17 protein-coding genes and 3 rRNA genes (1 of these 20 cut by a window edge) are annotated in these 25591 nt (G+C 64.5%); 7 read left to right on the plus strand and 13 right to left on the minus strand.

The window, feature by feature from the left end:
• Window positions 1-102 precede the first annotated feature (102 nt).
• The 4 genes from rlmF to BCV67_RS09290 all read right to left on the minus strand — a co-directional run bounded on the left by rlmF (window position 103) and on the right by BCV67_RS09290 (window position 4847).
• Window positions 103-1092 carry a 23S rRNA (adenine(1618)-N(6))-methyltransferase RlmF gene (rlmF, locus tag BCV67_RS09275; protein ID WP_062170944.1) on the minus strand — a complete coding sequence of 330 codons (990 nt, stop codon included), beginning with the start codon at window positions 1090-1092 and terminating at the stop codon, window positions 103-105.
• Between the two features lie 279 nt (window positions 1093-1371).
• Window positions 1372-2055: a dTMP kinase gene (gene tmk / locus BCV67_RS09280; RefSeq protein ID WP_062170942.1), complete on the minus strand. Its 684-nt coding sequence runs from the start codon at window positions 2053-2055 to the stop codon at window positions 1372-1374.
• Window positions 2056-2143: 88 nt separating this feature from the next.
• Window positions 2144-2584 carry a hypothetical protein gene (locus BCV67_RS09285; RefSeq protein WP_062170941.1) on the minus strand — a complete coding sequence of 147 codons (441 nt, stop codon included), beginning with the start codon at window positions 2582-2584 and terminating at the stop codon, window positions 2144-2146.
• Between the two features lie 124 nt (window positions 2585-2708).
• The gene (locus BCV67_RS09290) at window positions 2709-4847 is read right to left on the minus strand and encodes a prolyl oligopeptidase family serine peptidase (protein ID WP_062170939.1); all 2139 of its coding nucleotides are present in this window, start codon (window positions 4845-4847) and stop codon (window positions 2709-2711) included.
• A gap of 352 nt (window positions 4848-5199) precedes the next feature.
• On the opposite strand from BCV67_RS09290, the gene BCV67_RS09295 reads away from it, so the two are divergent.
• Window positions 5200-7683 carry a DEAD/DEAH box helicase gene (locus BCV67_RS09295; RefSeq protein WP_062170937.1) on the plus strand — a complete coding sequence of 828 codons (2484 nt, stop codon included), beginning with the start codon at window positions 5200-5202 and terminating at the stop codon, window positions 7681-7683.
• Window positions 7680-8813, plus strand: a complete 1134-nt coding sequence (locus BCV67_RS09300; RefSeq protein WP_082746662.1) for a ribonuclease H-like domain-containing protein — start codon at window positions 7680-7682, stop codon at window positions 8811-8813. The genes BCV67_RS09295 and BCV67_RS09300 overlap by 4 nt, the downstream gene beginning before the upstream one ends.
• Window positions 8814-8995: 182 nt before the next feature.
• Here the strand turns inward: BCV67_RS09300 and BCV67_RS09305 are convergent, their stop codons facing one another.
• The 4 genes from BCV67_RS09305 to BCV67_RS09320 all read right to left on the minus strand — a co-directional run bounded on the left by BCV67_RS09305 (window position 8996) and on the right by BCV67_RS09320 (window position 13598).
• On the minus strand, window positions 8996-10831 hold the full coding sequence (locus tag BCV67_RS09305; RefSeq protein ID WP_062170935.1) for a M56 family metallopeptidase: 1836 nt from the start codon (window positions 10829-10831) through the stop codon (window positions 8996-8998).
• A gap of 3 nt (window positions 10832-10834) precedes the next feature.
• Window positions 10835-11221 carry a BlaI/MecI/CopY family transcriptional regulator gene (locus BCV67_RS09310; RefSeq protein ID WP_057629239.1) on the minus strand — a complete coding sequence of 129 codons (387 nt, stop codon included), beginning with the start codon at window positions 11219-11221 and terminating at the stop codon, window positions 10835-10837.
• A 97-nt stretch (window positions 11222-11318) separates the two neighbouring features.
• On the minus strand, window positions 11319-12434 hold the full coding sequence (locus BCV67_RS09315) for a saccharopine dehydrogenase family protein (RefSeq protein WP_062170933.1): 1116 nt from the start codon (window positions 12432-12434) through the stop codon (window positions 11319-11321).
• 114 nt (window positions 12435-12548) lie between these two features.
• Entirely contained in the window at window positions 12549-13598 is a 1050-nt protein-coding gene (locus BCV67_RS09320) for an SDR family oxidoreductase (protein ID WP_062170931.1), read from the minus strand.
• A gap of 275 nt (window positions 13599-13873) precedes the next feature.
• Between BCV67_RS09320 and BCV67_RS09325 the strand changes: the two genes are divergently transcribed.
• Complete coding sequence (locus BCV67_RS09325; RefSeq protein ID WP_065868098.1) at window positions 13874-14200, plus strand: hypothetical protein; 327 nt, start codon at window positions 13874-13876, stop codon at window positions 14198-14200.
• Here the strand turns inward: BCV67_RS09325 and BCV67_RS09330 are convergent.
• Window positions 14184-15227 (minus strand): DNA topoisomerase IB, encoded by a 1044-nt coding sequence (locus tag BCV67_RS09330; protein WP_062170929.1) that lies wholly within the window; start codon window positions 15225-15227, stop codon window positions 14184-14186. The two genes, BCV67_RS09325 and BCV67_RS09330, sit on opposite strands and share 17 nt — an antisense overlap.
• 104 nt (window positions 15228-15331) lie before the next feature.
• Between BCV67_RS09330 and BCV67_RS09335 the strand changes: the two genes are divergently transcribed.
• The 3 genes from BCV67_RS09335 (at window position 15332) to BCV67_RS09345 (ending at window position 22022) form a co-directional block, all read left to right on the plus strand.
• On the plus strand, window positions 15332-15718 hold the full coding sequence (locus tag BCV67_RS09335) for an I78 family peptidase inhibitor (protein WP_062170928.1): 387 nt from the start codon (window positions 15332-15334) through the stop codon (window positions 15716-15718).
• Between the two features lie 308 nt (window positions 15719-16026).
• The gene (gene gltB / locus BCV67_RS09340; RefSeq protein ID WP_062170926.1) at window positions 16027-20481 is read left to right on the plus strand and encodes a glutamate synthase large subunit; all 4455 of its coding nucleotides are present in this window, start codon (window positions 16027-16029) and stop codon (window positions 20479-20481) included.
• 95 nt (window positions 20482-20576) lie between these two features.
• Window positions 20577-22022, plus strand: coding sequence for an FAD-dependent oxidoreductase (locus BCV67_RS09345; RefSeq protein WP_062170924.1), 1446 nt, complete (start codon window positions 20577-20579; stop codon window positions 22020-22022).
• A 97-nt stretch (window positions 22023-22119) separates the two neighbouring features.
• Here BCV67_RS09345 and BCV67_RS20090 read toward each other — a convergent pair whose 3' ends face one another.
• Window positions 22120-22593 (minus strand): hypothetical protein, encoded by a 474-nt coding sequence (locus BCV67_RS20090; protein WP_156455913.1) that lies wholly within the window; start codon window positions 22591-22593, stop codon window positions 22120-22122.
• A 173-nt stretch (window positions 22594-22766) separates the two neighbouring features.
• On the opposite strand from BCV67_RS20090, the gene BCV67_RS09355 reads away from it, so the two are divergent.
• Window positions 22767-23639: a methylglyoxal synthase gene (locus tag BCV67_RS09355; RefSeq protein WP_062170922.1), complete on the plus strand. Its 873-nt coding sequence runs from the start codon at window positions 22767-22769 to the stop codon at window positions 23637-23639.
• Window positions 23640-23997: 358 nt separating this feature from the next.
• Here the strand turns inward: BCV67_RS09355 and rrf (BCV67_RS09365) are convergent.
• The 3 genes from rrf (BCV67_RS09365) to BCV67_RS09375 all read right to left on the minus strand — a co-directional run.
• A 5S ribosomal RNA gene (gene rrf, locus BCV67_RS09365) occupies window positions 23998-24112 on the minus strand.
• A 132-nt stretch (window positions 24113-24244) separates the two neighbouring features.
• Window positions 24245-24359 (minus strand): 5S ribosomal RNA (gene rrf, locus BCV67_RS09370).
• A 165-nt stretch (window positions 24360-24524) separates the two neighbouring features.
• Window positions 24525-25591 (minus strand): 23S ribosomal RNA (locus tag BCV67_RS09375) (it continues 1812 nt past the right edge of the window).

Raw genomic sequence — 25591 nt, forward strand, 5'->3', positions numbered from 1 at the left:
GCGCACCCGGGAAGCGGCGATCAGAAGTTCTTTCCGACCAGCCAGCCACAACCCCGGGTGCGCTGCGCTTGCCCGGGCTACGGTGTTTGTGGATGCAACGGTTCAAGCCTGCGCTTGCTGCAGCCAATCCTTGCGCACATCAGCTGAGTGGAAACTCCAGGCAACAAAGCGGCTCTGCTTGTTGCCCTGTGCCATCGGCACTTCGCGCACCTCGGCGGCGCCCGCCTTGCCCAACTGCTTGTGGATGTCGGCCAGGTGCTCACTCTTGGCAACCAGCGAACTGAACCACAACACCTGCTGCTGGATGTCCACGCTTTCGCGGATCATCCGCCGCAGGAAAGAAGCCTCGCCGCCGGTGCACCACAGCTCATTGGCCTGACCACCGAAATTGAGCGGCGGGGGCTTGCTGGCGCGTGCCTGCGTGCCACCCAGGTTGCGCAGCTTGCGTTGGCTGCCTTGCGCCGCTTCCTTGGCCGAGGCGTGGAAGGGCGGGTTGCACATGGTCAGCTCGAAACGCTCATCGGCCTGCAACAGGCCGGCGAACAGATTGCCGCGCGCCGGCTGCAGTCGCAGCGCGATGCGTCCACCGAGGCCGTTGGCCTGCACATTGGCATTGGCGGCCTGCAGCGCGTCGGCATCGATATCGCTGCCGAGAAAACGCCAGCCGTATTCGGCCTGCCCCAGCAACGGATAGATGCAGTTGGCGCCAACCCCAATATCCAGCGCGCGCACGCCGGGGCCGCGTGGAATCACCCCGTTGTTGTCTGCCGCCAGCAGATCGGCCAGGCCGTGCAGATAGTCCACCCTGCCCGGCACCGGCGGGCAAAGATAGCCGTCCGGGATATCCCAATGCCGGATGCCGTAGTCACTGGCCAGCAGCGCGCGGTTGAGCTCGCGCACGGCCACAGGCTTGCTGAAATCGATGCTGTCTGTGCCTGCCGGGGTGCGGATCAGGTGCGCACGCAAGGCCGGATTCACCGCAACCAGCCGCACCAGGTCGTAACGGCCCTGGTGGCGATTGCGCGGATGCAGCAGCGGCTGTGCCGATGCAGCGGCAGGCTTGGCACGGGGGCGTTGAGGCGAAGAAGTCATGTGCGTATTGGAACAAACCGGAGACATTGGTTGTTTGTAGGAGCGGCGTCAGCCGCGAAGCACGTACATCATCAGATCACGCCCGCTTCTGGCGCTTCAGCAAACGCGACTTCGCGGCTGATCGCATCCACGGACCAAGATTCAGACATTTGCCTGCACGACGCAGATGCAAGATCCGCAGCGACAAGCCTACCCCTCCCCAACCCTCCCCTTTGCTGCGCAAAAGGGAGGGAGCAGACGCCGGGGCGCTGAAGCACCCTGACCCAGACACATACAGCCTCAACCAGCGGCTGTTGCCTTGCCCAGATCCAACCCCTGCACGTTCTGCAGCAGCTGCGCGCCATCTACGCCCACGCGCAGCGCCAGCGCGGCGGCAATCGCCGCATATGCATCACCCAGCACTTCGGTCTCGTTCTGGCTGGCATCGATGAGCTGCTTATTGGGCAGATCGAGCTGCTGGAAGATCAACCGGCAGCGCTCCAGGTTCTGTGCGGTCTCGAAGTGGTTGGGCTTGTCGCCACGGGCGCGGATACGCTCAAGCCCCTGTTCCGGCAGCAGGTCCAGCAACAGCAGCAGGTTCGGGCGCGGGGCGAAATCATTGGCCTGCAGCATCTGGTCCAGCGGCAAGCCGGCCGCGCCCTGGTAGGCCACCATCGACGGGAAGTAGCGGTCGAGGATGACGATCTCGCCCCGGGCCAGGGCCGGTGCAATGACATCTTCCACATGCTGGCGGCGGTCATGCAGCAGGTATTCCACCTCCTGCTCGGGGCTCAGCCGGCCAGTGGCGGCGGTGGCGCGCAGGCGTGTGCCCCAAGGGCCGTTGGTCGGTTCCTTGCCCAGTACGACCACTGCCCCTGCATCGCGCAGGTGCTGGGCCAAGGCATGGGCAAGCGTGGTCTTGCCGGCGCCATCAATGCCTTCGATGGCAATGAGCAGGCCGCCGGGAATCTGTTGGTTATCCATGGGCGCTACTTTAATCGGATCCGGCCGATACCACACGGCTGGACAGGCCCGCAGCATGACCAACCGCCATGTCTGGAACAGTCCGCCGTCAGCGCTCGGGCGCGGTGCAGCCGTTGGCGGCGCAGTAGTCTGCGGCCCGCTGGCGCTCCTGTTCGCTTAGCTCCGGCGGCGGCCGGGCGATGGCGGACTGGATCTGGTCCGGGCCGCCAGTGAGCTTGTTCAGGCCCTGCGCGGCCTTGGTAACGCCGTAGACGATGCCCATCATCACGTAGCCGCCGCTCATGCCCACCTGCTCGGGCGTGGGTGGCTCGCTCCAGTTCTTGCTGAACCGGTTGGGTGCGGGCTGCACCGGGTTCTTGAAGCGGTACAGGTCCAGCGGCTGGTCGTCTTCGGGCTTGATGGCACGCACCTCGCCCAGGGTGGTGACGTTGTCCTGCGGCGGCACCGCGCTTGTCCCGGCCTGATCCACCGCAGGCGCAGGCTCGGCAGGCGTTGCCTGCTGTGCGTGTGCCGTTCCGGCCAGCATCATCCCTGCCACCACTGCTCCCTGCCATGCGCGTGCTGCCACCACTGCCGCCTCTCGCCGTTACCCGAACAGGCAGGATACGGATACAAGCTTCAGATTTTGTTGCGTGCGCTGAACGTGATCGCATTCACTTCGTGATCGGCGGCGCCGGCATGTCCAGCGCCTTGGCGGCAAACGCCAACCGGTCCGCGCCGGCCTGTACCGCCTGCGATACGCCGCCACCGCCGCCATGGCCGGCGCCCTCCACCACCGACAGCAGCACGGGGACATCCGCAGCAGCAACCGACTGCAGCCGCGCGGCGAACTTGAAGCTGTGCGCCGGCGCTACCCGGTCGTCGGTATCGGCGGTGGTGATCAAGGTTGGTGGATAGGCCTGGCCGGCGTGCAGGTTGTGGCACGGCGAATAGGCCAGCAGCACCCGCAGCATTTTCGGGTCGTCCGGCGAACCGTATTCTTCCGACCACAAGGCGCCATTGCTGAAGTGCGGGTAGCGCAGCATGTCCAGCACCGCCACATCCGGCAGCGCTGCACCCAGCAGCCCCGGGCGTTGGGTGATCGCCGCGCCCACCAGCAAGCCGCCGTTGCTGGCGCCGGAGGCCACCACGCGGCCGGGCGCGGTCCAGCCGCGCGCGATCAGTTGATCGGCCGCGTCGAAATAGGCATCGAACACGGCCTGCTTGCGCTCGCGCATGCCGGCGCGGTGCCAGGCCTCACCGTATTCGCCGCCGCCGGGCAGGGTGACATACGCATACACGCCGCCCATATCCATCCACACCACGTCTTCGGCCGAGAATGACGGCGTGCTGCTCAGGCCGAAGCCACCGTAGCCACGCAGCAGTACCGGCGTCCGTGATGAGGGCTGCAGGTCGCCACGACGCACCACGAACATCGACAGCAACTTGCCATCACGTGCGCGGAACCGCAGCTGCTCGGTGACATAGTCCTGCGGCGTCACCGGCACCGCCGGTTGCCAGGTCGGCAGCAGTGCCTGTGTGGCCCGCGTATAGCGCCATTGCGCGGTGGGCCTGGCAAACGAGGTGAACTGGAAATCCACGCTGGCACGGTCATCGGCAACGGTGATTGCATGAACGCTGCCCTTGTCCGGCAAGCGCACCTCTTCGCGCTTGCCGGTGTCGGCATCCACCAGCAGCACGTGGTCCGCCGCATCCTGCAGCAGCGTCACCACCAGCAGGCCGTCGCTGACAAATGCCTGTTTGATCACCCCGCCATCGCTGGCGAATATTTCCTGCGGCGCTGCCTCGGGCTGGTCGGCACGCACCATCACTACGCGGTCGCCGCGTCCACCTTCATTGGTCTGGAAGTACAGGCGGTCATCGCGTGCGCCGGCATAGCGGTAACTCACGCCCACCCGTTCGCTGCGCTGGAACGGCCGCCACAGCGGGCCACCGGGCAGCGCGCGGATGCCGACAAAGGCGCCGCCGCCGGTATAGCCGCTGTTGATCACCAGCCAGCGCCCATTGCCGGACAGGCCGGCCTGGAACAGATGGTCCGGTGTTTCCGGTTGGGCGTAGACCACGCTGTCCTGCGCCGTGGGCGTGCCCAGCACATGCCGGGCCAGGTACTGGTTGCGGTTGCCGGCGGTGAACTCGCTACCCATGGCCGGTTCCGGGAAGCGGGTGTAGTACAGGCTGCGGCTATCGGCTGACCAGAATGCATCGCTGAACTTGTTCCAGCGCAGTTGATCGGGCAGCAACGATTCACTGGCGATATCCATCACCTGCCAGCTGCGCCAGTCCGATCCCGAACTGCGGGTGCCATAGGCCAGGTAGCGGCCATCGGGCGAAATGCTCCAGCCCGACAACGCGACACGGCCTTTCGCATCCCAGCGCAGGGGATCAAGCAGACGCCGTGCAGGCTGGCCATCAACGGCTAGCCACAGGCTGACCTGCTCATCACCTGCCGCGCGTCCGCTGTAGAACGTGCGGTTGCCCACACGGCGCGGCAATGACCTGCTCTCCACCTTCGCCAGCGCCTGCAGGCGCGTGACGATGGCGGCGCGCAAGGCAATGCCATCCAGGAACCGGCGGCTGGTCGCGTTCTGCGCTGCCACCCAGGCGGCAACCTCGGCCGACTGGCGCGGGTCCTGTTCCAGCCAGCGGTAGGGATCGCGGAGGGTCTGCCCGCCGACACTGTCCTCGACCGGCTGCACCGGCGTGGCCGGATAGTCCAAACCGCCGGTTGCCGCCCCTGCAGGCGCCACGCAAGCCAGGATAGTCAGCAACCAGACGAAGCAGAAACGGTGCATGCATGCTACCCAGCAGAATGATCCTGCTATCTAGCCATGGCCGCGCAGCGCTGTATTGAACGCAGACGCCGGCGGCAATGCGGGGCTCGGCACAAATGCGGCTGCCGTAGCGGAACCGCCTGCCGGCGCCGGCCTCGGCAGCTGCCAGAGACAATCCGCCCCGCCTCTCTTGCGACCCATTCAGCCGAACATCCGCCGCGGCATCGACCGCAGCCGCGCCGCCTTGCCCCGGCCTTGCGGCACGGACGGCGCACATCTACGCGGGACAGCATCAGCGTTGCGGCCCATCGGTGTCTCACGGGGTGAGACACCCTTGTGGTTCCATAGTGATCTTTGATCGGCAGTTGCGTGCATGGCGTTTTCCCTCGCTCCCCGCACCGAAGCCAGCGAACGGGCGCTGGCAACCACCGATGGCCTGCCCTCGCGTGACGGCTCGCTGCTCGGCCAGCGGCTGGCGCGGCGCTACAAGGATCGGGTGACAGGCAGTTTCACCATTCCCGGCCGTGAGGGCAGCTATGCGCCCATTCCCGACGACGTGCCCGAGGCGCTGAAAGCCGCCCTCAAGGCGCGCGGCATCGAGCAGCTGTACTCGCACCAGGCCGAAGCTTGGGACGCCAGCCAGCGCGGTGAGCACGTCGCCATCGTCACCCCCACCGCATCCGGCAAGTCGCTGTGCTACACGCTGCCGGTTGTGAGCGCGGCGATGCAGGGCAACGCCAAGGCGCTCTACCTGTTCCCGACCAAGGCCTTGGCGCAGGACCAGGTGGCCGAGCTGTTGGAGCTGAACCGGGCCGGCGATCTGGGCGTCAAAGCCTTCACCTTCGACGGCGACACCCCCGGCGATGCGCGGCAGGCGATCCGCCTGCACGGCGACATCGTGGTCAGCAACCCGGACATGCTCCACCAGGCCATCCTGCCGCATCACACCAAGTGGGCGCAGTTCTTCGAGAACCTGCGCTATGTGGTGATCGATGAGATCCACACCTATCGCGGCGTGTTCGGCAGCCATGTCACCAATGTACTGCGCCGGCTCAAGCGCATCTGCGCGTTCTACGGTGTGCAACCGCAATTCATCCTGTGCTCGGCCACCATCGGCAACCCGCATGCGCATGCCGAGGCGCTGGTCGAAGAGAAGGTGCACGCCATCACCGAATCCGGCGCACCCACCGGCCCCAAGCACGTGCTGTTGTGGAACCCGCCGGTCATCAACCCGGACCTGGGCCTGCGTGCGTCCGCCCGTTCGCAGGCCAACCGCATCGCCCGCATCGCGATCAAGAGCGGGCTGAAGACGCTGGTGTTCGCGCAGACGCGCTTGATGGTGGAGGTGCTGACCAAATACCTGAAGGACATCTTCGACAACGACCCGCGCAAGCCGGCACGCATCCGCGCCTATCGCGGTGGCTACCTGCCCACCGAGCGCCGCGAGGTGGAACGGGCGATGCGCGCAGGCAACATCGATGGCATCGTCAGCACCTCGGCGTTGGAGCTGGGCGTGGATATCGGTGCGCTGGATGTGGTCATCCTCAATGGCTATCCGGGCAGCGTTGCCGCCACCTGGCAGCGCTTCGGCCGCGCCGGCCGTCGCCAGCAGGCGGCGCTGGGCGTGATGGTGGCCAGCAGCCAGCCGCTGGACCAGTACGTGGTGCGGCATCCGGATTTCTTCGCCAATGCCACGCCCGAGCACGCACGCATCTCGCCGGACCAGCCGCTGATCCTGTTCGATCACATCCGCTGCGCCGCATTCGAACTGCCGTTCCTGGCCGGTGAACCGTTCGGTCCGATCGACCCGCTGGTATTCCTGCAGGCGCTGGCCGAAACCGAAGTGGTGCACCAGGAAGGCGACCGCTGGGAGTGGATTGCCGACAGCTACCCAGCAAACGCGGTGAGCCTGCGCGCGGTGGCCGATGGCAACTTCGTGGTGGTGGACCGCAGCGACGGCAAGCAGCAGATCATCGCCGAGGTGGATTATTCCGCCGCCGCACTCACCCTGTACGAAGGCGCCATCCACATGGTGCAGAGCACGCCGTATCAAGTGGAGCGGCTGGACTGGGATGGCCGCAAGGCCTACGTCACCCGCACGCACGTGGACTACTACACCGACAGCATCGACTACACCAAGCTCAAGGTGCTGGACCGTTTCGACGGCAACGGCGCCGGCCGTGGCGATTCGCACCATGGCGAAGTGCATGTGGTGCGGCGCGTGGCCGGCTACAAGAAGATCCGCTATTACACGCACGAAAATATCGGCTACGGCCCGGTCAACCTGCCCGACCAGGAACTGCATACCACCGCGGTGTGGTGGCAGTTGCCGCAGGCCACGCTGCTGCGCAGCTTCGCGCAGAAGCAGGACGCGCTGGATGGTTTCCTCGGCGCGGCCTATGCGCTGCATATCGTCGCCACCGTCGCGGTGATGGCCGATGCGCGCGATCTTCAGAAGGCAGTGGGCAACGGCGATGGCGCCTGGTTCGCGGTGGCCGACCAGACCGGCCGCGGCCAGCTGCGCGGCAATGAAGCCGGCGAAGGCACGGTGGAGCTGATGCAGAGTTTCGTGCCGACGGTTTATCTCTACGACAACTTCCCCGGCGGTGTTGGCCTCAGCGAGCCGTTGTGGCAGCGCCAGGGCGAACTGGTGACACGTGCCCTGGAGCTGGTGGAGCGCTGCGACTGCAATGCCGGCTGCCCGGCCTGCGTCGGCCCGGTGCTGGCCGCGCAGGAAGAGGAGAAGGGCGAAACGCCGCGCTCGTTGGCCTTGAAGGTGTTGTCGCTGCTGTCGGCCGAGCGTTGCGATCAGGTGCAGCCGGTCAGCGTGGACGAGGCACTCGATCTGCTGCCATGAGTCTCAGCCTGGACAAACTCAAAGCCCTGCGCAAGCAGGCCGGGCTGTCGACGGCGGCGCCAGCAGGGTCTGTAGCGCCCATGGCTGTTGTGGGAGCGGCGTCAGCCGCGAAGCCAACGATGGTGGAAGCTGCAGAGGGAATTGTTGCTGCGGATGCATCTGGTTCTTCGCCGGCTGCGGATGCTTTGCCAGCTTCGCGGCTGACGCCGCTCCTACAGGAGACGGATGCTGTATCGGCTTCGCGGCTGACGCCGCTCCTACAAGAACAGCGACAGCAGAACTCCGTGTTCGGCTGGGTCGATCAGATCCAGCACAAACCGGCAAAACCGCAGGATGGCGCTGCGTTGCGCCGCCTGCTGGCCACACGCAATCGCGCGGTGGCACCTGCGGTGGCAGTCGAGCGCGGGCCGGTGGATCGTGATCTGCCCGGTACCGAGATTGCTCCCGGCCTGCATCTGATCGAAGCCTTCATCCCGCAGTCCATTCCCGCCCAGCCCTTGTCGCTGGCTTTCAGCAAACGCCACGAAGAATCCGTCGCACCGCAGGATCTGTTGTTCTTCGACACCGAAACCACCGGCCTGGCCGGCGGCACCGGTACCCGTGCGTTCATGATCGGCGCAGCCGATTGGCATCACGATGCAGCGCGCGGCGAAGGCCTGCGCGTGCGCCAGCTGCTGATGTCGACGATGGGCGCGGAGAGCGCGATGCTGGAATTGTTTGCCAGCTGGCTGGCGCCGAGCACGGTGCTGTCCAGCTACAACGGCCGCTGCTATGACGCGCCGCTGCTGAAGACACGTTATCGGCTGGCCCGCCGTGGTGATCCGATCTCGGCACTGGATCATGTGGACCTGCTGTTTCCCACCCGCCGTCGCTATCGCGGCACCTGGGAGAACTGCCGTCTGGCGACCATCGAACGCAACCTGCTGCTGATCGCGCGCGAGGATGACCTTCCCGGTTCGGAAGCACCTGCAGCGTGGCTGAGCTATCTGCGCGGTGGCAGCGCGCGCAACCTGCGCCGCGTTGGCGAACACAATCACCAGGACGTGGTGACCTTGGCGCAGCTGTTCCTGCGATTGGTGCAGGCAGAAGCGGATGAGCGGGCGGAGTTGGCGTTGGAGGCTGAGCGCTGAGCTCAGTCCTTCGCTAGGCATTTCTCGAAGATCTTACCCCTCCCCAACCCTCCCCTTCGCTTTCAGCGAAAGGGAGGGGACCAAGCTCTGCTCCCTCCCTTTGGCGTAGCCAAGGGGAGGGTTGGGGAGGGGTGCTTTTGCCTGGGATCTAAAGCCAGACACCAGCAAACCCTCCCAAAAAATCACCCGCCAATCGGCCGCGCAATCCCGCTGCTGATCGCCTGCTGGATCATCTGCTCGGCCTCACGATTGGCCTTGGCACTTGCCGCTGCCTGCTGCCGGCCCAGCTCGGCCTGTTGCCTGCCCAACACTGACTGCTGTGCCGCCAGGCTTTCCATCTCTGCACGCATCGCCGGGTTGTCCATTTCCTCGCGCGCCTGGTCGAGCTTGCGACGTGCTTCTTCCGATGCGCGACGCTGTGCGTCGCTGCGTGCACCCGAACTCAATGCCAGCTGTACCTGCTCGTTGGCCAGCTCACCGATGCGCGCGCCGATCTCGCCCATGCGCTCACCGATCTCACCTTGGCGGTCGCCCAGCTGCCCCTGCCGGTCACCCAGCCGGCCTTGCGCATCCCCCAGGCGCACGCTTTCGGCATACAGCTGCTCGAAGCGCGACAAGGTAGCCACATCGCGCACCACATAGCGCTTGCCGTCACGGCGCAGCAGCAGCACGCCCTTGCCATCGTCCAACTGCTTGGCTTCGCGCAGATCGGCGACGGTGCCGTTCATGACGTTGTGGTCGCCCTTGATCAGTACATAGCCATCGGCGTTGTGGGTGCTGGAAAGGTGGATGACGCCTTGCGTACGCAGCGGAGCAGCAGGTGCTGCCAGCGGTGCCGGGGGCGCTGGCGGTATAGCCAGCGATGCGGGCGCCGCAGGAGGAGCAGGCGGTGCCGGCGGCACGGCAGCGTCATCTGCTCCTGCAACCACCGTATGCACCACTGAACGGGCAAGCGGCGCGACCGGGGCTGCCAAGGGCGCCAATGGGGCGACGGGCGCCGCCAACGGTGCGGGCGGCACCGGGGGTACCGGCATCGCCACCAGCCGCAGCGGCGCAACGCCGACCAGGGCAACGGCGACCAGGATCAGGGCCGCACCGACGCGCGGAAAAGAGGACGTGTTCTGCAACATGAGCAATCTCCGCTTGAGACTCAGGAAGGTAGGCGAGGCACTGGCCAGGCCGGCGCCCGGCCGTGGCGCGACGCCCAGTTGCAACAGCAGGCGGCCGTAGTGCTGGCGGCAATGCCGGTCACCGGCGACGACGGCGGCATCCACCGCCGCTTCGCGGGCAATGGCGTATTCGCGGGCGGCCAGGTGCACCACGGGGTTGAAGAAGAACAGGTGCTGGGCCAGGGCCGGTACCAGGCCCAGCCACAGGTCATGGCGCTGCAGGTGCACCAATTCGTGAGTCAGGGCCATGTCCAGCTGGTCATCGCCCATGCGCTGCAGGCCACGCGCCGGCAGCAGCAGCACCGGACGCCATGGGCCAATCAGCTGCGGCGAATCGATCGCATTGCTCAGCATCAGACGCGGTGCACGGCGCAGGCCGTGTGCTTCGGCGGCGAGTGCAAGCGCGGCGTTGAGTTTGTGATCGCGGCAGGGCTGCGCGGCACGCAGCTGGGCCCGGCTTGCGCGCAGCGCCAGTGTGGTGCGCAGTGCCATCACCAGCACGCCAGCCAACCACATCGCCATCAGCAGCAGGCTCCACGACCAGCTGCTGTCCGCCGGCAAGGGCTGCATCACGATAATCGGCGCGGTGGTCACCGGCGCGGCGGTTGCGGCAGCCTGCACCATCATGGGCGCGGCATCGACCGCAGGCAGCAAGGGCAGCTCCAGCGGCGACATCCAGAACAGGCCAACCACCGCCTGCAATGCCACCAACCACCACAGCGCACATTGGGTGCTGGCCGGCAGACGCCGCACGTAACGGCACAGCAGCCACACCAGGCCGGCCAGCAGCGCAGTCTGCACGCTGGTGGCCAACAGTCGGCTGCCCAGCAACTCAAGCGTCATCGACATGGCTCAATCCTCCCGGCGCTGCGATTGCAGCTTGCTGACCAGCGCTTCCAGTTCGGCCAGCTCGTTGTCGCTGACCTCGGCCTTTTCCGACATCCATGCCACGAACGGTGAAATCGAGCCCTGCAGGGTCTTCTCGACAAAACTGCCGACCGCGCCGTTGACCACTTCCTGCTGCTCGGCCGTGGTGCTGTAGCGGAACACGCCCTCGTCCTGTTCGCGCTGCAGGTAACCCTTGGTACGCAGGCGCTCCATCATCGTCAGCACGGTGGAGCGGGCCAGGCCGCGGGCCTCACCAAAGCGCGCGGCAACCTCGCCAACGCTGGTGGGTTCGTTCTCTCCGATGTACTGCAGCAGGGCCAGTTCCTGGTCCCCGATGGTCTTGCGGCGCATGGCCGTCTCCGTGACTACATTTGTCGCCACGGTAGATCTGCCTACATTTGTAGTCAATAGCCCGGATGGCACCCTGCTGGCCGTCAGGCTGAATGATTCAGCTCACAGCGCTGTCGATCTGCCAACGCGCGAATTCGCTTTCGAACTCGGCCAAAGTCAGCAGGCCCATGCAGGTACGGGCGCCGCTGGGCAGCCCTTCGCCACGGGCGAAACGGCGCGCCAACAGCACGGCGGCAAAGGTTGGGATCTCCGGGCCGTGCAGCATCGGCGCGGTCAGGTCCCAGTGCAGGCGATGCTCCAGTCCATCGCGCTGGCCACGCAGGGTGATGCGCATGCCGCCCAGATCGGTGCCGAAACGATCGAACCAACGCCCTGCGCTGGCGAACACACCGGCCAGTGCCTCCATCGGCAACGGCAGGCCATGCCCGCGCAGCCAGGCCATGGCCGCCAGACAACGCGACAGGAACGGCAGCTCCAACGCCGCGCGGAAACGCACCGTCGCCACGCCCGGGTAACGCTGTACCAGCAGCGTGTGATCGGGCACGTCGCAGGGCGAGGCCAGGCGCGGGCCAATGCGGGCAAAGCGTACCGGTTGCGGTTTGGCCCAGCCACGCTGCGTTTGCCAGCGGCCATCGATCCAGCATTGGAACGGTTTGCCGCAGTACGACAGCACCGCACGCACCGTGGCCATGCCCAGCGGCGTGGCCTGTGCCGGCGCGATCACCATGTCGATGCTGTGCAACTGCTCGAAGTGCGGCGCAAGCGCGTCCACCACCGCGCTGGACAGCGCCGGCAAGGTGCTGGCACCGCTGATCGCGCTGCACTGGGTCTGCTGTGCCAAGGCCTGCAACTGCTGCGGAAAGCCGACAACGAAATCACGTCCATCGGCCAGATCGATGTAATGCATGCCGGCACGCAGGCAGGCCTGCGCAACCCCGTAACCTTGGCCCTGGAAGGGGCCGGCGGTATGGATCACCAGCGCTGCCCGCGTCCTGGTGAGCTGGGCTTCGAAATCCGGCGCAGCGGTATCCAGCCTGCACAGCTCAATGGTTTTCAGATCCACGCCCGGCAGCTTGGCTGCCGCCTGCGAAGGATTGCGGCCAGCGGCGATGACAGTGATGCCCGGCGTAGCGGCAAGTGCACGCACGATGCGCGCGCCGAAGTGGCCGTAGCCGCCGAGCACCAGAACACGACAGCGTTCCTGCTGTGACATCCGAGCTTCCTGTGAGGATTGCGGCAGGGATTATCCGCGAGGAGAGCTGCGTTGTGCCTTCCCGGTGCGCAAGGGAGGATGCAATCCCTCGCCCATTTGGCGCAGCCAGTACGGTCAACCGCGCGGGCCACCCATTACCGGCAGGATCGCGCCGCTGATGTAGCTGGCGGTACTTGGCGATGCCAGAAAAACATACGCCGGCGACAGTTCTTCCGGCTGCGCAGGCCGCCCCATGTCGCTGTCCTTGCCGAACTCGGCCACATCTTCGGCAGCCTTGTCGGCCGGGTTCAATGGCGTCCATACCGGCCCCGGCGCCACGCAGTTCACGCGTATGCCGCGCGGCAGCAGCTGGCTGGCCAGCGACAGCGTGAACGCGTGGATCGCGCCCTTGGTGGCCGAATAATCGATCAACGATTTGCTGCCGAAGATGCCCGTTTCCGAGCCGGTGTTGATGATGCTGTCGCCTTCGCCCATATGCGGAAGCACCGCGCGCGCCATGTGGATGTAACCGGCGATGTTGGTCTGCAGCGTCTCCTGCAGATGCTCGTCGGTGAGGTCTTCAAGATGATGGCAATGCAGTTGGAATGCCGCGTTGTTGACCAGCACGTCGATGCCGCCAAATGCCTTGGCAACCTGTTGTACGGCGCTGTCGCAGAACAGCGGATCGCGCACATCGCCACTGATCGCCAGGCTCCGCTGGCCCTCCTGCTCGATGTGCTCGCAGGTGACCTTGGCATCCTCGTGCTCGCTGAGGTAAAGCACGGCCACATCGGCACCTTCGCGCGCGAACAGGATGGCCACCGCGCGGCCAATTCCCGAATCACCGCCGGTGACGATGGCGCGCATTCCCTTCAGTTTGCCGCTGCCCTTGTAGGACGGTGCCAGATAGCGCGGCGCCAGCTCCAACTCATGTTCATTGCCCGGCTTGCGCAGCTGCTGCGCCGGCAGGGTGCTCGGTTGCTTGCGGGTGCCGGCCTGCACGCTGCCCTTTTTCTTCGGCATCGCGCTGCGCAGCTTCTCCTGTTGCTGCAGATCTTCCTGCAGCCGCCGCTGACGGCTGGCGGTGCGCTGGGCAGCGGTTTGTGCGGCGGATGCGGTATCGGCAAGCGGCGGCCTAGCCTTGGTGGCTTTCTTTGCGGCTACGGGCTTCTTTTTTCCTGCCATGGGGGCTTCCTCATGTTTACGCGGCGTAGGCGCGTAGTGGTCGCAGCAACAGATGCTGCCGTGAGCATCCGCAACGGGCAGACGCTCACGCATTCATGGTGTGCGCAGCGGGGCCCGATCACCTGTGCCTTCCGCTGTCGCAGTGAGTGGCAGTGTGCGCAACAGCGGGGGTCGCGGGCAGTGAAAAAAGCGTGGTGAGCACGTGTATTTCATCCGCTGCATACGGCGTGGCGGCGATGCTTCAACCTGTTTTCTACTTTTTGCAGGAGTAACCCATGATCCGTCTGCTCGCCGTTCCCGCCGCCCTCCTGCTGCTGTCGGGCTGCAACGCAGCCTATGTCAACAACGTGCAACCGATCGACGGTGTTGTCTCCGGCCAATGCCATACCGACATGGTGCGCGGCGCGGTCGGTCTTGCCGCTGCCCCCGATACGGTTGAACGCGCCCGCGTGGACAGCGACAGCCTGCAGGTTGCCGTGGTGCGCGGCAATGATGCCGCTGACACCTCCGCCTCGATGCAGACCCCGGCATCCACCGGCGGCGAGCGCCTGACCATCGAAGTGGGCCGCACCAACAACATCACCGCTATGCGCTGCGGCTGAGCCCGCGGTGGGCGCTGCGCAGGAAGCGCAGTGCCGCCGCCTCCCATTGGCGCGGGCCGCGCAGTGATTGCAGCGCGCCCAGCCGGCCATCGCGCCAGCCTTCGAACACGCACGGGTCGATATACGATTTGCGGCACACTGCCGGGGTATTGCCCAGCATCGCCGCCACCGCGGCAATCACCTGGTTCTGTATCTCCGCCAACGCGCGTTCGCCGCCGGTATCCGGCAAGGGCCGCTGCGCCAGCTCGCGCAGCGCCACGAGGGTGCCGCCCCAGGTGCGGAAATCCTTGGCGCTGAAATCATCGCCGGTGGCCTGGCGCAAATAGTCGTTGACGTCACTAGAACCCACTGGCCGTACCTTGCCGTCCTCGTCGCGGTACTGGAACAACAACTGCCCCGGCAACTGCTGGCAACGGCGCACCAGCCCCGCCAGATGCCGGTCATCGATGACCATCTCCTGCGCCTGCCCGGACTTGCCGCGGAAGCGCAGTCGCGCCTGGCCCTGCCCGGCGCTTTCCAGGTGGCGGTTGCGCAGCGTGGTGAGCCCATAGGAATGGTTGTCACGGGCATAGGCATCGTTGCCGATACGGGCGAGCGTGCGGCCCATCACCGCCACCACGATCGCCAGCACCTTGGCGCGCGGCAGGCCAGGCAAGGCCAGGTCGGCGCGCACGCGCCGCCGCAGGCCGGGCAACGCCTTGCCGAAGGCAACAATGCGATCGAACTTGCTGTCACTGCGCATCCGTACCCATTGCGGGTGGTAACGGTATTGCTTGCGGCCGCGCGCATCACGCCCGCTGGCCTGCAGGTGACCATTGGCCTGGGCGCAGATCCACACCTGGGTGTAAGCCGGTGGAATGGCAAGGCGGCGGATGCGTTCGAGCGTGGCGGCGGCGCGTACCGGCTTGCCACGGGCATCCACGTAACGGAAACCGCGCCCGGCACGCTGCCTGAGGATGCCCGGCTCGGCATCGTGGCTGTGACGCAGTGCAGGGCTTGCCGGTGTTGCGGCCATCGCTGCTCCCATGCTGAAACGGTGCCGGAGTATCGCGCAGGCCCATGCGACGCAGCGTCAACACGGCCGTCACTTGGCTATATGCTTGGGCAGACCCTCAACACCCTGGAGTTCCGATGCAGTTCCAGTCGACGCCGCGCGCCCTGCGCCGCCCCGCCGCCCTGATTGCCACCGCCACCCTGTTGCTGGCCCTGAGTGCCTGCACCAAGCCGGCACCGGAAGAACAGGATGAAGCACTGAACCAATCCCAGCAGGCCGCACAAGCCGCCGCTGCGCCCGCTGAAGCCACGCCGCCGCCGGGCGCCTGCGACGCCAGCCAGGTGCAGGGCCTGGTCGGCCAGGCCTATACCGAGGCCATGCAGGCCCAGGCCAAGGAAGACGCCGGCGCCACCGACGTGCGCGTGCTCAAGCCCAACCAGCCGGTCACCATGGAATTCATCGGCGAGCGCCTGAACATCGAAATCGATGAGAAAGGTATGGTCAGCGGCGTGCGCTGCGGTTGATTTTTGTATAGCCAAAGCCTTGCTGGGCAAGGCTTTGGTTGCGCTCGCAACGATGTATTGCGGCGTTGCAGCAACTGTGATTTAGTCGAACCATCCGGTGACCTCAAGGTGCGCTCCAGGTTGAGCACATCATGTGCATTGGATGGGCGCGAGGGCGCTTGGATCAGGCGTAAGACGCCGTCAGGGCGCGCGCCGGGTGCTATCCCAACGGCACGTGCGGCAGCACGGCGCGAACCATCTGATAAGCATGACGTGCTCAGCGAGCGGGTTGAAGTGTCGCCGCTCACCTGAATCGCATCGAGGCACAGATGGCAGTCCGCACCCAGCAAGGGCTTTACGACCCGCAAGACGAACGCGACGCCTGTGGTTTCGGCATGGTCGCCCAGCTCGACGACCAGCCATCGCGCCTGTTGGTGGATACCGCCATCGCCGCCTTGTCGCGCATGACCCACCGTGGCGGTGTTGCCGCCGATGGACTGACTGGCGACGGCTGCGGCCTGCTGCTGCGCAAGCCCACGGTGTTCCTGCGCCAACTGGCCGAAGAAGCCGGCATCGCGCTCGGCCCCAACTTCGCCGCCGGTGTGGTGTTCCTGCCACACGATGCCACCGCTGCGCAGCGCTGTCGTGACGAACTGGATGCCCAACTGCGCACCGCCGGCTGCCATCCGCGCGGCTGGCGTGAAGTACCCACCGATGACAGCGTCTGCGGCCAACTGGCGCGCGACACCTTGCCGAAGATCGAACAGGTATTCGTCGATGCAGGCATCGAGCAGAGTGCCGAGCAGTTCGCCCTGGCCCTGTTCATGGCCCGCCGCCGCAGCGAACAAAACCTGCGCGATGTCGCCGATTACTACGTCACCACGCTCAGCGCCGAGGCCATCAGCTACAAGGGCATGGTGCTGCCGGACAAGCTGAGCACCTTCTACCCGGATCTGCAGCGCCATGAACTGGCGTCCAGCGTGGTGGTTTTCCACCAGCGCTTCTCCACCAACACCATGCCGCGCTGGCCGCTGGCACACCCGTTCCGCATGCTCGCCCACAACGGGGAGATCAACACCATCGAAGGCAACCGCCACTGGGCGCAGGCGCGCAGCAAGGTGTGGAAGACGCCGAAGTTCGACATCGCCGAGCTCGACCCGGTGATCTCGATGCACGGTTCGGACTCGCAGAGCATGGACAACATGCTGGAGCTGATGGTGTCCGGCGGCATGGAGCTGATCCAGGCGCTGCGCATCCTGGTGCCACCGGCGACACAGTCGCTGGAGTTCAAGGACGCCGACCTGGCCGCCTTCTACGAGTTCTACGGTTTGAACAGCGAGCCCTGGGATGGCCCGGCCGGCATCGTTGCCTGCGATGGCCGCTACGCCGCCTGCACGCTGGACCGCAACGGCCTGCGCCCGGCGCGCTGGATGCTGACTTCCGACCGCCACTTCCTGGTGGCCTCCGAAGCCGGCGTATGGGAAGTGCCGACCGAGCGCGTGGTGCGCAAGGGCAAGCTTGGCCCGGGCCAGATGATGGCCATCGACCTCAAGCGTGGCGACCTGCTCGATTCGGAAGCCATCGACCGCATCAACCGTGCGCGTGCGCCGTACAAGCAGTGGCTGCACCAGGGCGTGACCTATCTGCAGACCGAGCTGATCGATCCCTCGCTGGCCGAGGAGCCGTTCGACGAAGCCACGCTGCGCAGCTACCACAAGCTGTTCCAGCTCACGACCGAAGAACTGGAACAGGTGCTGCGGCCGCTGGCCGAAACCGGGCAGGAAGCCACCGGCTCGATGGGCGATGACACACCTATCGCCGTGCTCAGCCGCAATACCCGTCCGCTGTACGACTACTTCCGCCAGGCCTTCGCGCAGGTCACCAACCCGCCGATCGATCCGCTGCGCGAAGACTGCGCGATGTCGCTGACCACCCAGCTCGGCAAGGAGACCAACATCTTCCACGCCGGTGCGGAGACGGTGAACCACGTCATCCTCAACTCGCCGGTGCTGAGCCAGCGCAAGCTGCGCCAGTTGCTGAAGATGGAGCAGTACGTCGAACGCAACCGCCTGATCGACCTGTCCTACAGCGTCGAGGAAGGCTTGAAGGCCGGCATCGAGCGCATCTGCGCCGAGTGCGAACAGGCCGCGCGCGAGGGCGTGGTGATGCTGCTGCTGTCCGACCGCTACCCGGTTGCCGACCGGCCGATGGTGCATGCCCTGCTGGCCACCAGCGCCGTGCATCACCATCTGTCCAAGGTCGGCCTGCGCTGCGACGTCAACCTGATCCTGGAAACCGGCACCGCGCGCGATGCGCACCATATGGCCTGTTTGCTGGGCTTTGGTGCGACCGCGGTGTACCCGTACCTGGCCTACCAGACGCTGTTCGATCTGGGCCGTCGCGGCATCCTGCTGCTGAAGAAGGGCGGTGAGGTCTCGCAGATTGGCCGCAGCTACCGCAAGGGCATCTACAAGGGTCTGAGCAAGATCATCTCCAAGATGGGCATCTGTACCGTCGCCAGTTACCGCGGCGCGCAGTTGTTCGAAATCGTCGGCCTTGATCCGGATGTGGTTGAACTGTGCTTCCCGGATACCGCCGCCCGCATCGGCGGCGTCGGCCTGGCACGGCTGGATACCGAAGCCCGCGAACTGATGGTGCGTGCGTGGAATGATCTGGCACAACCGGAAGTTGGCGGCCTGCTCAAGTACGTGCATGGCGGCGAATACCACATGTACAACCCGGACGTGGTGATGACGCTGCAGCGTGCATCGCGTACCGGCGACGCAGCCGACTGGCGCAAGTACATGGACGCGGTGCATTCGCGCCCGACCTCGGCGCTGCGCGACCTGCTGCAGCTCAAGCCGGCCACCACGCCGGTGCCGCTGGACGAAGTGGAACCGGCCGAAGCGCTGTTCAAGCGTTTCGACACCGCCGCCATCTCGCTGGGCGCGTTGTCGCCGGAAGCGCATGAAGCATTGGCGATTGCGATGAACCGCCTCGGCGGCCGCTCCAACTCCGGCGAAGGCGGCGAAGACCCGGCGCGCTACGGCACCGAGAAGCGTTCCAAGATCAAGCAGGTCGCTTCCGGCCGCTTCGGCGTCACCGCCGAATACCTGGTCAATGCCGAAGTGCTGCAGATCAAGGTCGCGCAGGGCGCCAAGCCCGGCGAAGGCGGCCAGCTGCCCGGCCACAAGGTCAACGAGCTGATCGCGCGCCTGCGTTATGCCAAGCCGGGCATCGGCCTGATCTCGCCGCCGCCGCATCACGACATCTATTCGATCGAAGATCTGGCGCAGCTCATCTACGACCTGAAGCAGGTCAATCCGGATGCGCTGGTGTCGGTGAAGTTGGTGTCGCATGCCGGCGTCGGCACCATTGCTGCTGGCGTGGTGAAAGCCGGCGCCGACCTGATCACCGTGTCCGGCCACGACGGCGGCACCGGTGCGTCGCCGATCAGCTCAATCCGCTATGCCGGCGTGCCGTGGGAACTGGGCGTGGCCGAATCGCACCAGGCACTGGTTGGCAACGACCTGCGCAGCCGCACCATCCTGCAGACCGATGGCGGCCTGAAGACCGGCCTGGACGTGGTCAAGGCCGCGCTACTGGGCGCCGACAGCTTCGGCTTTGGCACGGGCCCGATGATCGTGCTGGGCTGCAAGTACCTGCGCATCTGCCACCTCAACAACTGCGCCACCGGCGTGGCCACCCAGGACGAACGCCTGCGTGCCGGCTACTTCACCGGCCTGCCGGAGCGCGTGGAGAACTTCTTCCGCCTGCTGGCCGAAGAAGTGCGCGAATGGCTGTCCTTCCTGGGCGCGCGTTCGCTGGATGAAATCGTTGGTCGCACCGACCTGTTGCAGCAGCTCGACGTGTCGCCGCGCGAAGGCGTCAAGGTTGATCTGTCGCGGCTGTTGGCGCCCGCCCATTACGACGGTGCGCATTGCGCCGCACAGCGCCTGTACCAGTCGCCGGACAGCCTGGCCACGCAGATGGATGACCTGCTGGCCGATGCCATTGCCCACAAGCGTGGCGGCGAGCATCGCTTCCTGATCCACAACACCGACCGCTCGGTGGGCACGCGCCTGTCCGGCACCATCGCCCGCGCGCATGGCAACCACGGCATGAGCGAAGCGCCATTGAACCTGCGCTTCCGCGGTACCGCCGGGCAGAGCTTTGGTGCCTTCAACGTCGGCGGCCTGAACCTGGAAGTGGAAGGCGAAGCCAACGACTACGTCGGCAAGGGCATGGCCGGCGGCCGCCTGGTGGTGCGTCCACCGCGTGGTGCGCGCTTCGAAGCACGCAACACCGCCATCGTCGGCAACACCTGCCTGTATGGCGCAACAGGCGGCGAACTGTTTGCCGCTGGCCGTGCCGGCGAGCGCTTCGGTGTGCGCAACTCCGGCGCGCTGGCAGTGATCGAAGGTGCCGGTGACCACTGCTGCGAATACATGACCGATGGCGTGGTCGCGGTGCTGGGCAAGGTTGGCCTGAACTTCGGTGCCGGCTTTACCGGTGGCCTGGCCTACGTGCTGGATATCGATCGTGATTTCGTCGACCGCTACAACCACGAACTGATCGACATCCATCGCATTTCCGCCGAAGGCTTCGAGAACTACCGCCAGCACCTGCACAGCCTGATCAGCCGCCACCGCGAGTTGACCGGCAGCATCTGGGCGCAGCAGATCCTGGACGAGTTCCGCGATTACGTCGGCAAGTTCTGGCTGGTCAAACCCAAGGCCGCCAGCATTGAATCGCTGGCCGAAGCGCTGCGCAGCGCAGCCTGAGGCCAGGAACCAGTGAAGAGAAAACAGAAACGAGTATTTGCTTCTGCCTTCACTGATTCCTGGTTCCTACCTACTAGTTTCTGAGCCTTAAAACCATGAGCCGCAAGCAAGCCTTCCAGTTCCTCGATCTGCCCCGCACCATGCCGCAGCGCATTCCGGTGGAATTGCGCACGTCCGGCGATTGGGGCGAGCTGCATGGCAAGTTCGACAAGGCCGACGCGCAATACCAGGCCGGTCGCTGCCTGGACTGCGGCAACCCGTACTGCAGTTGGAAGTGCCCGGTGCACAACGCCATCCCGCAGTGGCTGCAGCTGGTGCAGGAAGACCGCATCCACGAAGCGGCGACGCTCTGCCATTCGACCAACCCGCTGCCGGAAGTCTGCGGCCGCGTCTGCCCGCAGGACCGCCTGTGCGAAGGCAGCTGCACGCTGGAGGAATTCGGCGCGGTCACTATCGGCGCAGTCGAGAAATACATCGTCGACACCGCCCTGGCTACCGGCTGGAAGCCGGATCTGGTCGCGGTCGAGAGCACCGGCAAGCGCGTGGCCATTGTCGGCGCCGGCCCTGCCGGCTTGGCGTGTGCTGATCGACTGGCCCGTGCCGGCGTGCAGGCGGTGGTGTTCGACCGCTACGAACAGATCGGCGGCCTGCTGCAGTTCGGCATCCCCAGCTTCAAGCTTGAAAAGGACGTGATCCAGCGTCGCCGCGAGATCCTGGAAGGCATGGGTGTGCAGTTCCGTCTGGGCGTCGAGATCGGCCGCGACATCAGCATCGAGCAGTTGCAGAACGACTATGACGCGGTGTTCCTCGGCACCGGTGCCTACCGTTACACCGACGGCGGCCTGATTGGCCAGGACTTGAAGAACGTACTGCCGGCACTGCCTTTCCTGGTGCAGAACAGTCGCATCGTCAGTGGCGACAATCCGCACGGCCGGCCAATTGCCGGCTGGGAAGACCAGATCGCCCTGCCCGACCTCAACGGCAAGCGCGTGGTGGTATTGGGCGGCGGCGACACCGGCATGGACTGCGTGCGCAGTGCGATTCGCCTGGGCGCCGCCAAGGTGACCTGCGCCTACCGTCGCGACGAAGCCAACATGCCGGGCTCGGCCCGCGAAGTGGCCAATGCCCGCGAAGAGGGCGTGCGCTTCCTGTTCAACCGCCAGCCACTGGCGATTGAAGCCGGTGCCGATGATGAAGTGATCGGCGTGAGCGTGATCGAGACCGAGCTGGGCACGCCCGATGCCAATGGTCGCCGCAATGCCGTCGCCATCAAGGGCAGCGAATCGCTGCTGGAAGCGGACGTGGTGATCATCGCCTTCGGTTTCTCACCGACCTTGCCGGAATGGCTGGCATCGCAGGGCGTGGAAGCAAGCAGCAACGGCCGCATCATCGCCGGCGGCGCCACCCGCCTGCCGTTCCAGACCCATAACCCGAAGCTGTTCGCCGGTGGCGATGTGGTACGCGGTGCCGACCTTGTGGTCACCGCTATCGCCGAGGGTCGTGATGCGGCGGAGAGCATTGTTGCTTTGTTGAAGCGTTGATAGCGGGATAGCGCGAACAGCGCCCTCATCCCTACCCCTCTCCCGTTGAAACGGGAGAGGGGATTGCTTCGGGGTGATCATCTGCGCGTTGGGCTGGCTACTTCGGTGTGATCTTCTGCACGTTAGCTGGCTGCTTCGGCGGGCAATTATCTGCGTCCGCTATAGCCACCGATTCCATCGCTACAGAATCCGCGATGATGTCTACGCGCGGTCGTTTTGGTTTCCCCTTAGATTCGCTTATAGCTTCGGCCCCAGCTTCTGCCTTAGCCTGCGCTTTGGCTTTGGCTTTGGCTTTGGCTTTTGCTTTGGCTTTTGCTTTTGCTTTTGCTTTTGCTTTGGCTTTTGCTTTGGCTTTTGCTTTGGCTTTTGCTTGGGCTTTTGCTTGGGCTTTTGCTTGGGCTTGGGCTTGGGCTTGGGCTTGGGCTTGGGCTTTTGCTTTTGCTTGGGCTTGGGCTTGGGCTTGGGCTTGAGCTTTGGCTTGAGCTTTGGCTTGAGGTTTGGCTTTGGCTTTGGCTTTGGCTTGGCTTTTGCTTCTGCCTTGGCTTCGGCCTTGGACTACCAGCTCGCGCAATAACTACTTGCTTCCTTCTCCCGCAAGCGGGAGAAGGTGCCCGAAGGGCGGATGAGGGCAGCTTTGCCTCTGCTTCCTGATTCAGTTCCTTGGCTGGCTTTCACCTCAACACCACCCACAAGCCGACACCCCGCTGTCCTACACTCAAGAACTCCGCACAAAGAGAAGTCGCAATGCGCATCGGTCTGGCCGCAAACCGTCTCCATCACGAAAGCGCCGACGCAGCACTGTTCCGCTGGCTGCGCGCCAGCGAAACCGGCATCCGCGAACTTGGCGTAGGTTTGCACGCCGTAGGACGCACTTACGACGCTATTGCCAGCACCTATCCGCTGCAGGACTATCCAGCACTTCAGCGCTATCCCAACGGTCGCGAAGGCGGCCTGATGAAGCTGGTGGCCGAGGTAGTCGGCATGGGCACCCCCGAGCGCACACTCGATGGCGCGATCTACTTCATTGATCCGGTCGATCCCTCATCGGTATTCCCCGAAGCCATCGCCCTCAAGCGCCAGTGCGTCATCCACGGCAAACCCTTCATTTCCACGGTGGCCACCGCGCGCGACTGGATCGAGATGGAGCGCATCCACGCAGGCTTCGCCCCGGATCCGGGTGCGAACGATCTGCATGACTTCAGCAAACAAACTCTGGCGCTGATCGCCCACGATGCGCGCAAGCCGCAGATGCTGGCCTTCGCCGCCGAACACTTCGACGTGTTGTCGCAATTCCAGCAACGCATAGGCACCGGCACCACTGGTCAGCGATTGAACGAAATGGCCTGGAGCCAAGGCTGGCCACGCGACCAGGAGTGGATCCATCGCTTCCAGAGCGGTCCACTCGGCGGCGACGCACAGATCGCGGACCGCGTGCTCGAGCATCGCTGCCAACGCGCCATCTTCTTTGAAGACCCGCATGTAGCCCGCCAGCATGAAGCGGACATCCAGCTGTTGGAGCGTGCAGTGACCACGGTCACTGATGAAGCCGTGTGTATCACAGCGCCGAACATCGCAGCCCGGTGGGCAACTGCGGCACATATGCGCCAGAAAGCCTGACTGTAGTGCCGAGCCATGCTCGGCAGGGGTTTTTCACGTAGCGCCGGCAATACCCCAAGGCTCTGGCTCTGGCTCTGGCTGTTGCTGTGGCTGTGGCTGTGGCTGTTGCTCTGGCTGTTGCTCTGGCTCTGGCTGTGGCTTAAGCCCTTCTCCCGCCTGCGGGAGAAGGGTTGGGATGAGGGGGAGCTTTTGGCTTTGGGCTTTTGGCTTCGCTCAAGCCTTTCCGCTTCGTTGTTTCTACGAGCTTCGCGGCTGACGCCGCTCCTACAAATGCGGCCGCTTGCCGGCCTCCAGATGCCTACGTATTCCACCCAAAGAAAAACCCCGCTGCTTCTGGCAGCGGGGTTTTGGGTTTAAATCCTGACGATGACCTACTCTCGCACAGCTTAGGCTGCACTACCATCGGCGCGGCTACGTTTCACTTCCGAGTTCGGGATGGGATCGGGTGGTTCCATAGCGCTAATTTCATCAGGAAGGCGGTGTGAGCAGCGCGTTGCGCCAGCTCCAATGCGTTTCCTTGCGGAAGCTAACCCAAGCAGTAAAACACCTGGCTTACATAAAAAGACAAAACCCCGCTGCGTGAGCAGCGGGGTTTTTAGATAAAACCCTGACGATGACCTACTCTCGCACAGCTTAGGCTGCACTACCATCGGCGCGGCTACGTTTCACTTCCGAGTTCGGGATGGGATCGGGTGGTTCCATAGCGCTAATTTCATCAGGGAGACAGTTGGAGCGTCGCTCGTGTTTTCTTTCTGGGCGGTGTGCAGGTAACTGCATTCCATCCAGGAAAGGGCCTACGGCGCCTGTCTCGCGTTTGGTCTTGTGACGTAGCGTGCACTTGGAGTCTATCGACATGTCATGTCGGCCAAGGCAACTTGAGGTTATATGGTCAAGCCACACGGATCATTAGTATCAGTTAGCTCAATACATTGCTGTACTTACACACCTGACCTATCAACCACATAGTCTATATGGTTCCTTTAGGGGGCTTGTGCCCCGGGAAGTCTCATCTTGAGGCGCGCTTCCCGCTTAGATGCTTTCAGCGGTTATCGCTTCCGAACATAGCTACCCGGCAATGCCACTGGCGTGACAACCGGAACACCAGAGGTTCGTCCACTCCGGTCCTCTCGTACTAGGAGCAGCCCCTCTCAAACTTCCAACGCCCATGGCAGATAGGGACCGAACTGTCTCACGACGTTCTGAACCCAGCTCGCGTACCACTTTAAATGGCGAACAGCCATACCCTTGGGACCGACTACAGCCCCAGGATGTGATGAGCCGACATCGAGGTGCCAAACACCGCCGTCGATATGAACTCTTGGGCGGTATCAGCCTGTTATCCCCGGAGTACCTTTTATCCGTTGAGCGATGGCCCTTCCATACAGAACCACCGGATCACTAAGTCCTAGTTTCCTACCTGCTTGATCCGTCGATCTTGCAGTCAAGCACGCTTATGCCTTTGCACACAGTGCGCGATGTCCGACCGCGCTGAGCGTACCTTCGAGCTCCTCCGTTACTCTTTAGGAGGAGACCGCCCCAGTCAAACTACCCACCATACACGGTCCCCGATCCAGATAATGGACCTAGGTTAGAACGTCAAGCACGACAGGGTGGTATTTCAAGGATGGCTCCACTGCAGCTAGCGCCACAGTTTCATAGCCTCCCACCTATCCTACACAGACGAACTCAACGTTCAGTGTAAAGCTATAGTAAAGGTTCACGGGGTCTTTCCGTCTTGCCACGGGAACGCTGCATCTTCACAGCGATTTCAATTTCACTGAGTCTCGGGTGGAGACAGCGCCGCTGTCGTTACGCCATTCGTGCAGGTCGGAACTTACCCGACAAGGAATTTCGCTACCTTAGGACCGTTATAGTTACGGCCGCCGTTTACTGGGGCTTCGATCAAGAGCTTCGCCTTGCGGCTGACCCCATCAATTAACCTTCCAGCACCG

Source organism: Stenotrophomonas nitritireducens (genome assembly GCF_001700965.1).
Lineage (GTDB): Bacteria > Pseudomonadota > Gammaproteobacteria > Xanthomonadales > Xanthomonadaceae > Stenotrophomonas > Stenotrophomonas nitritireducens_A.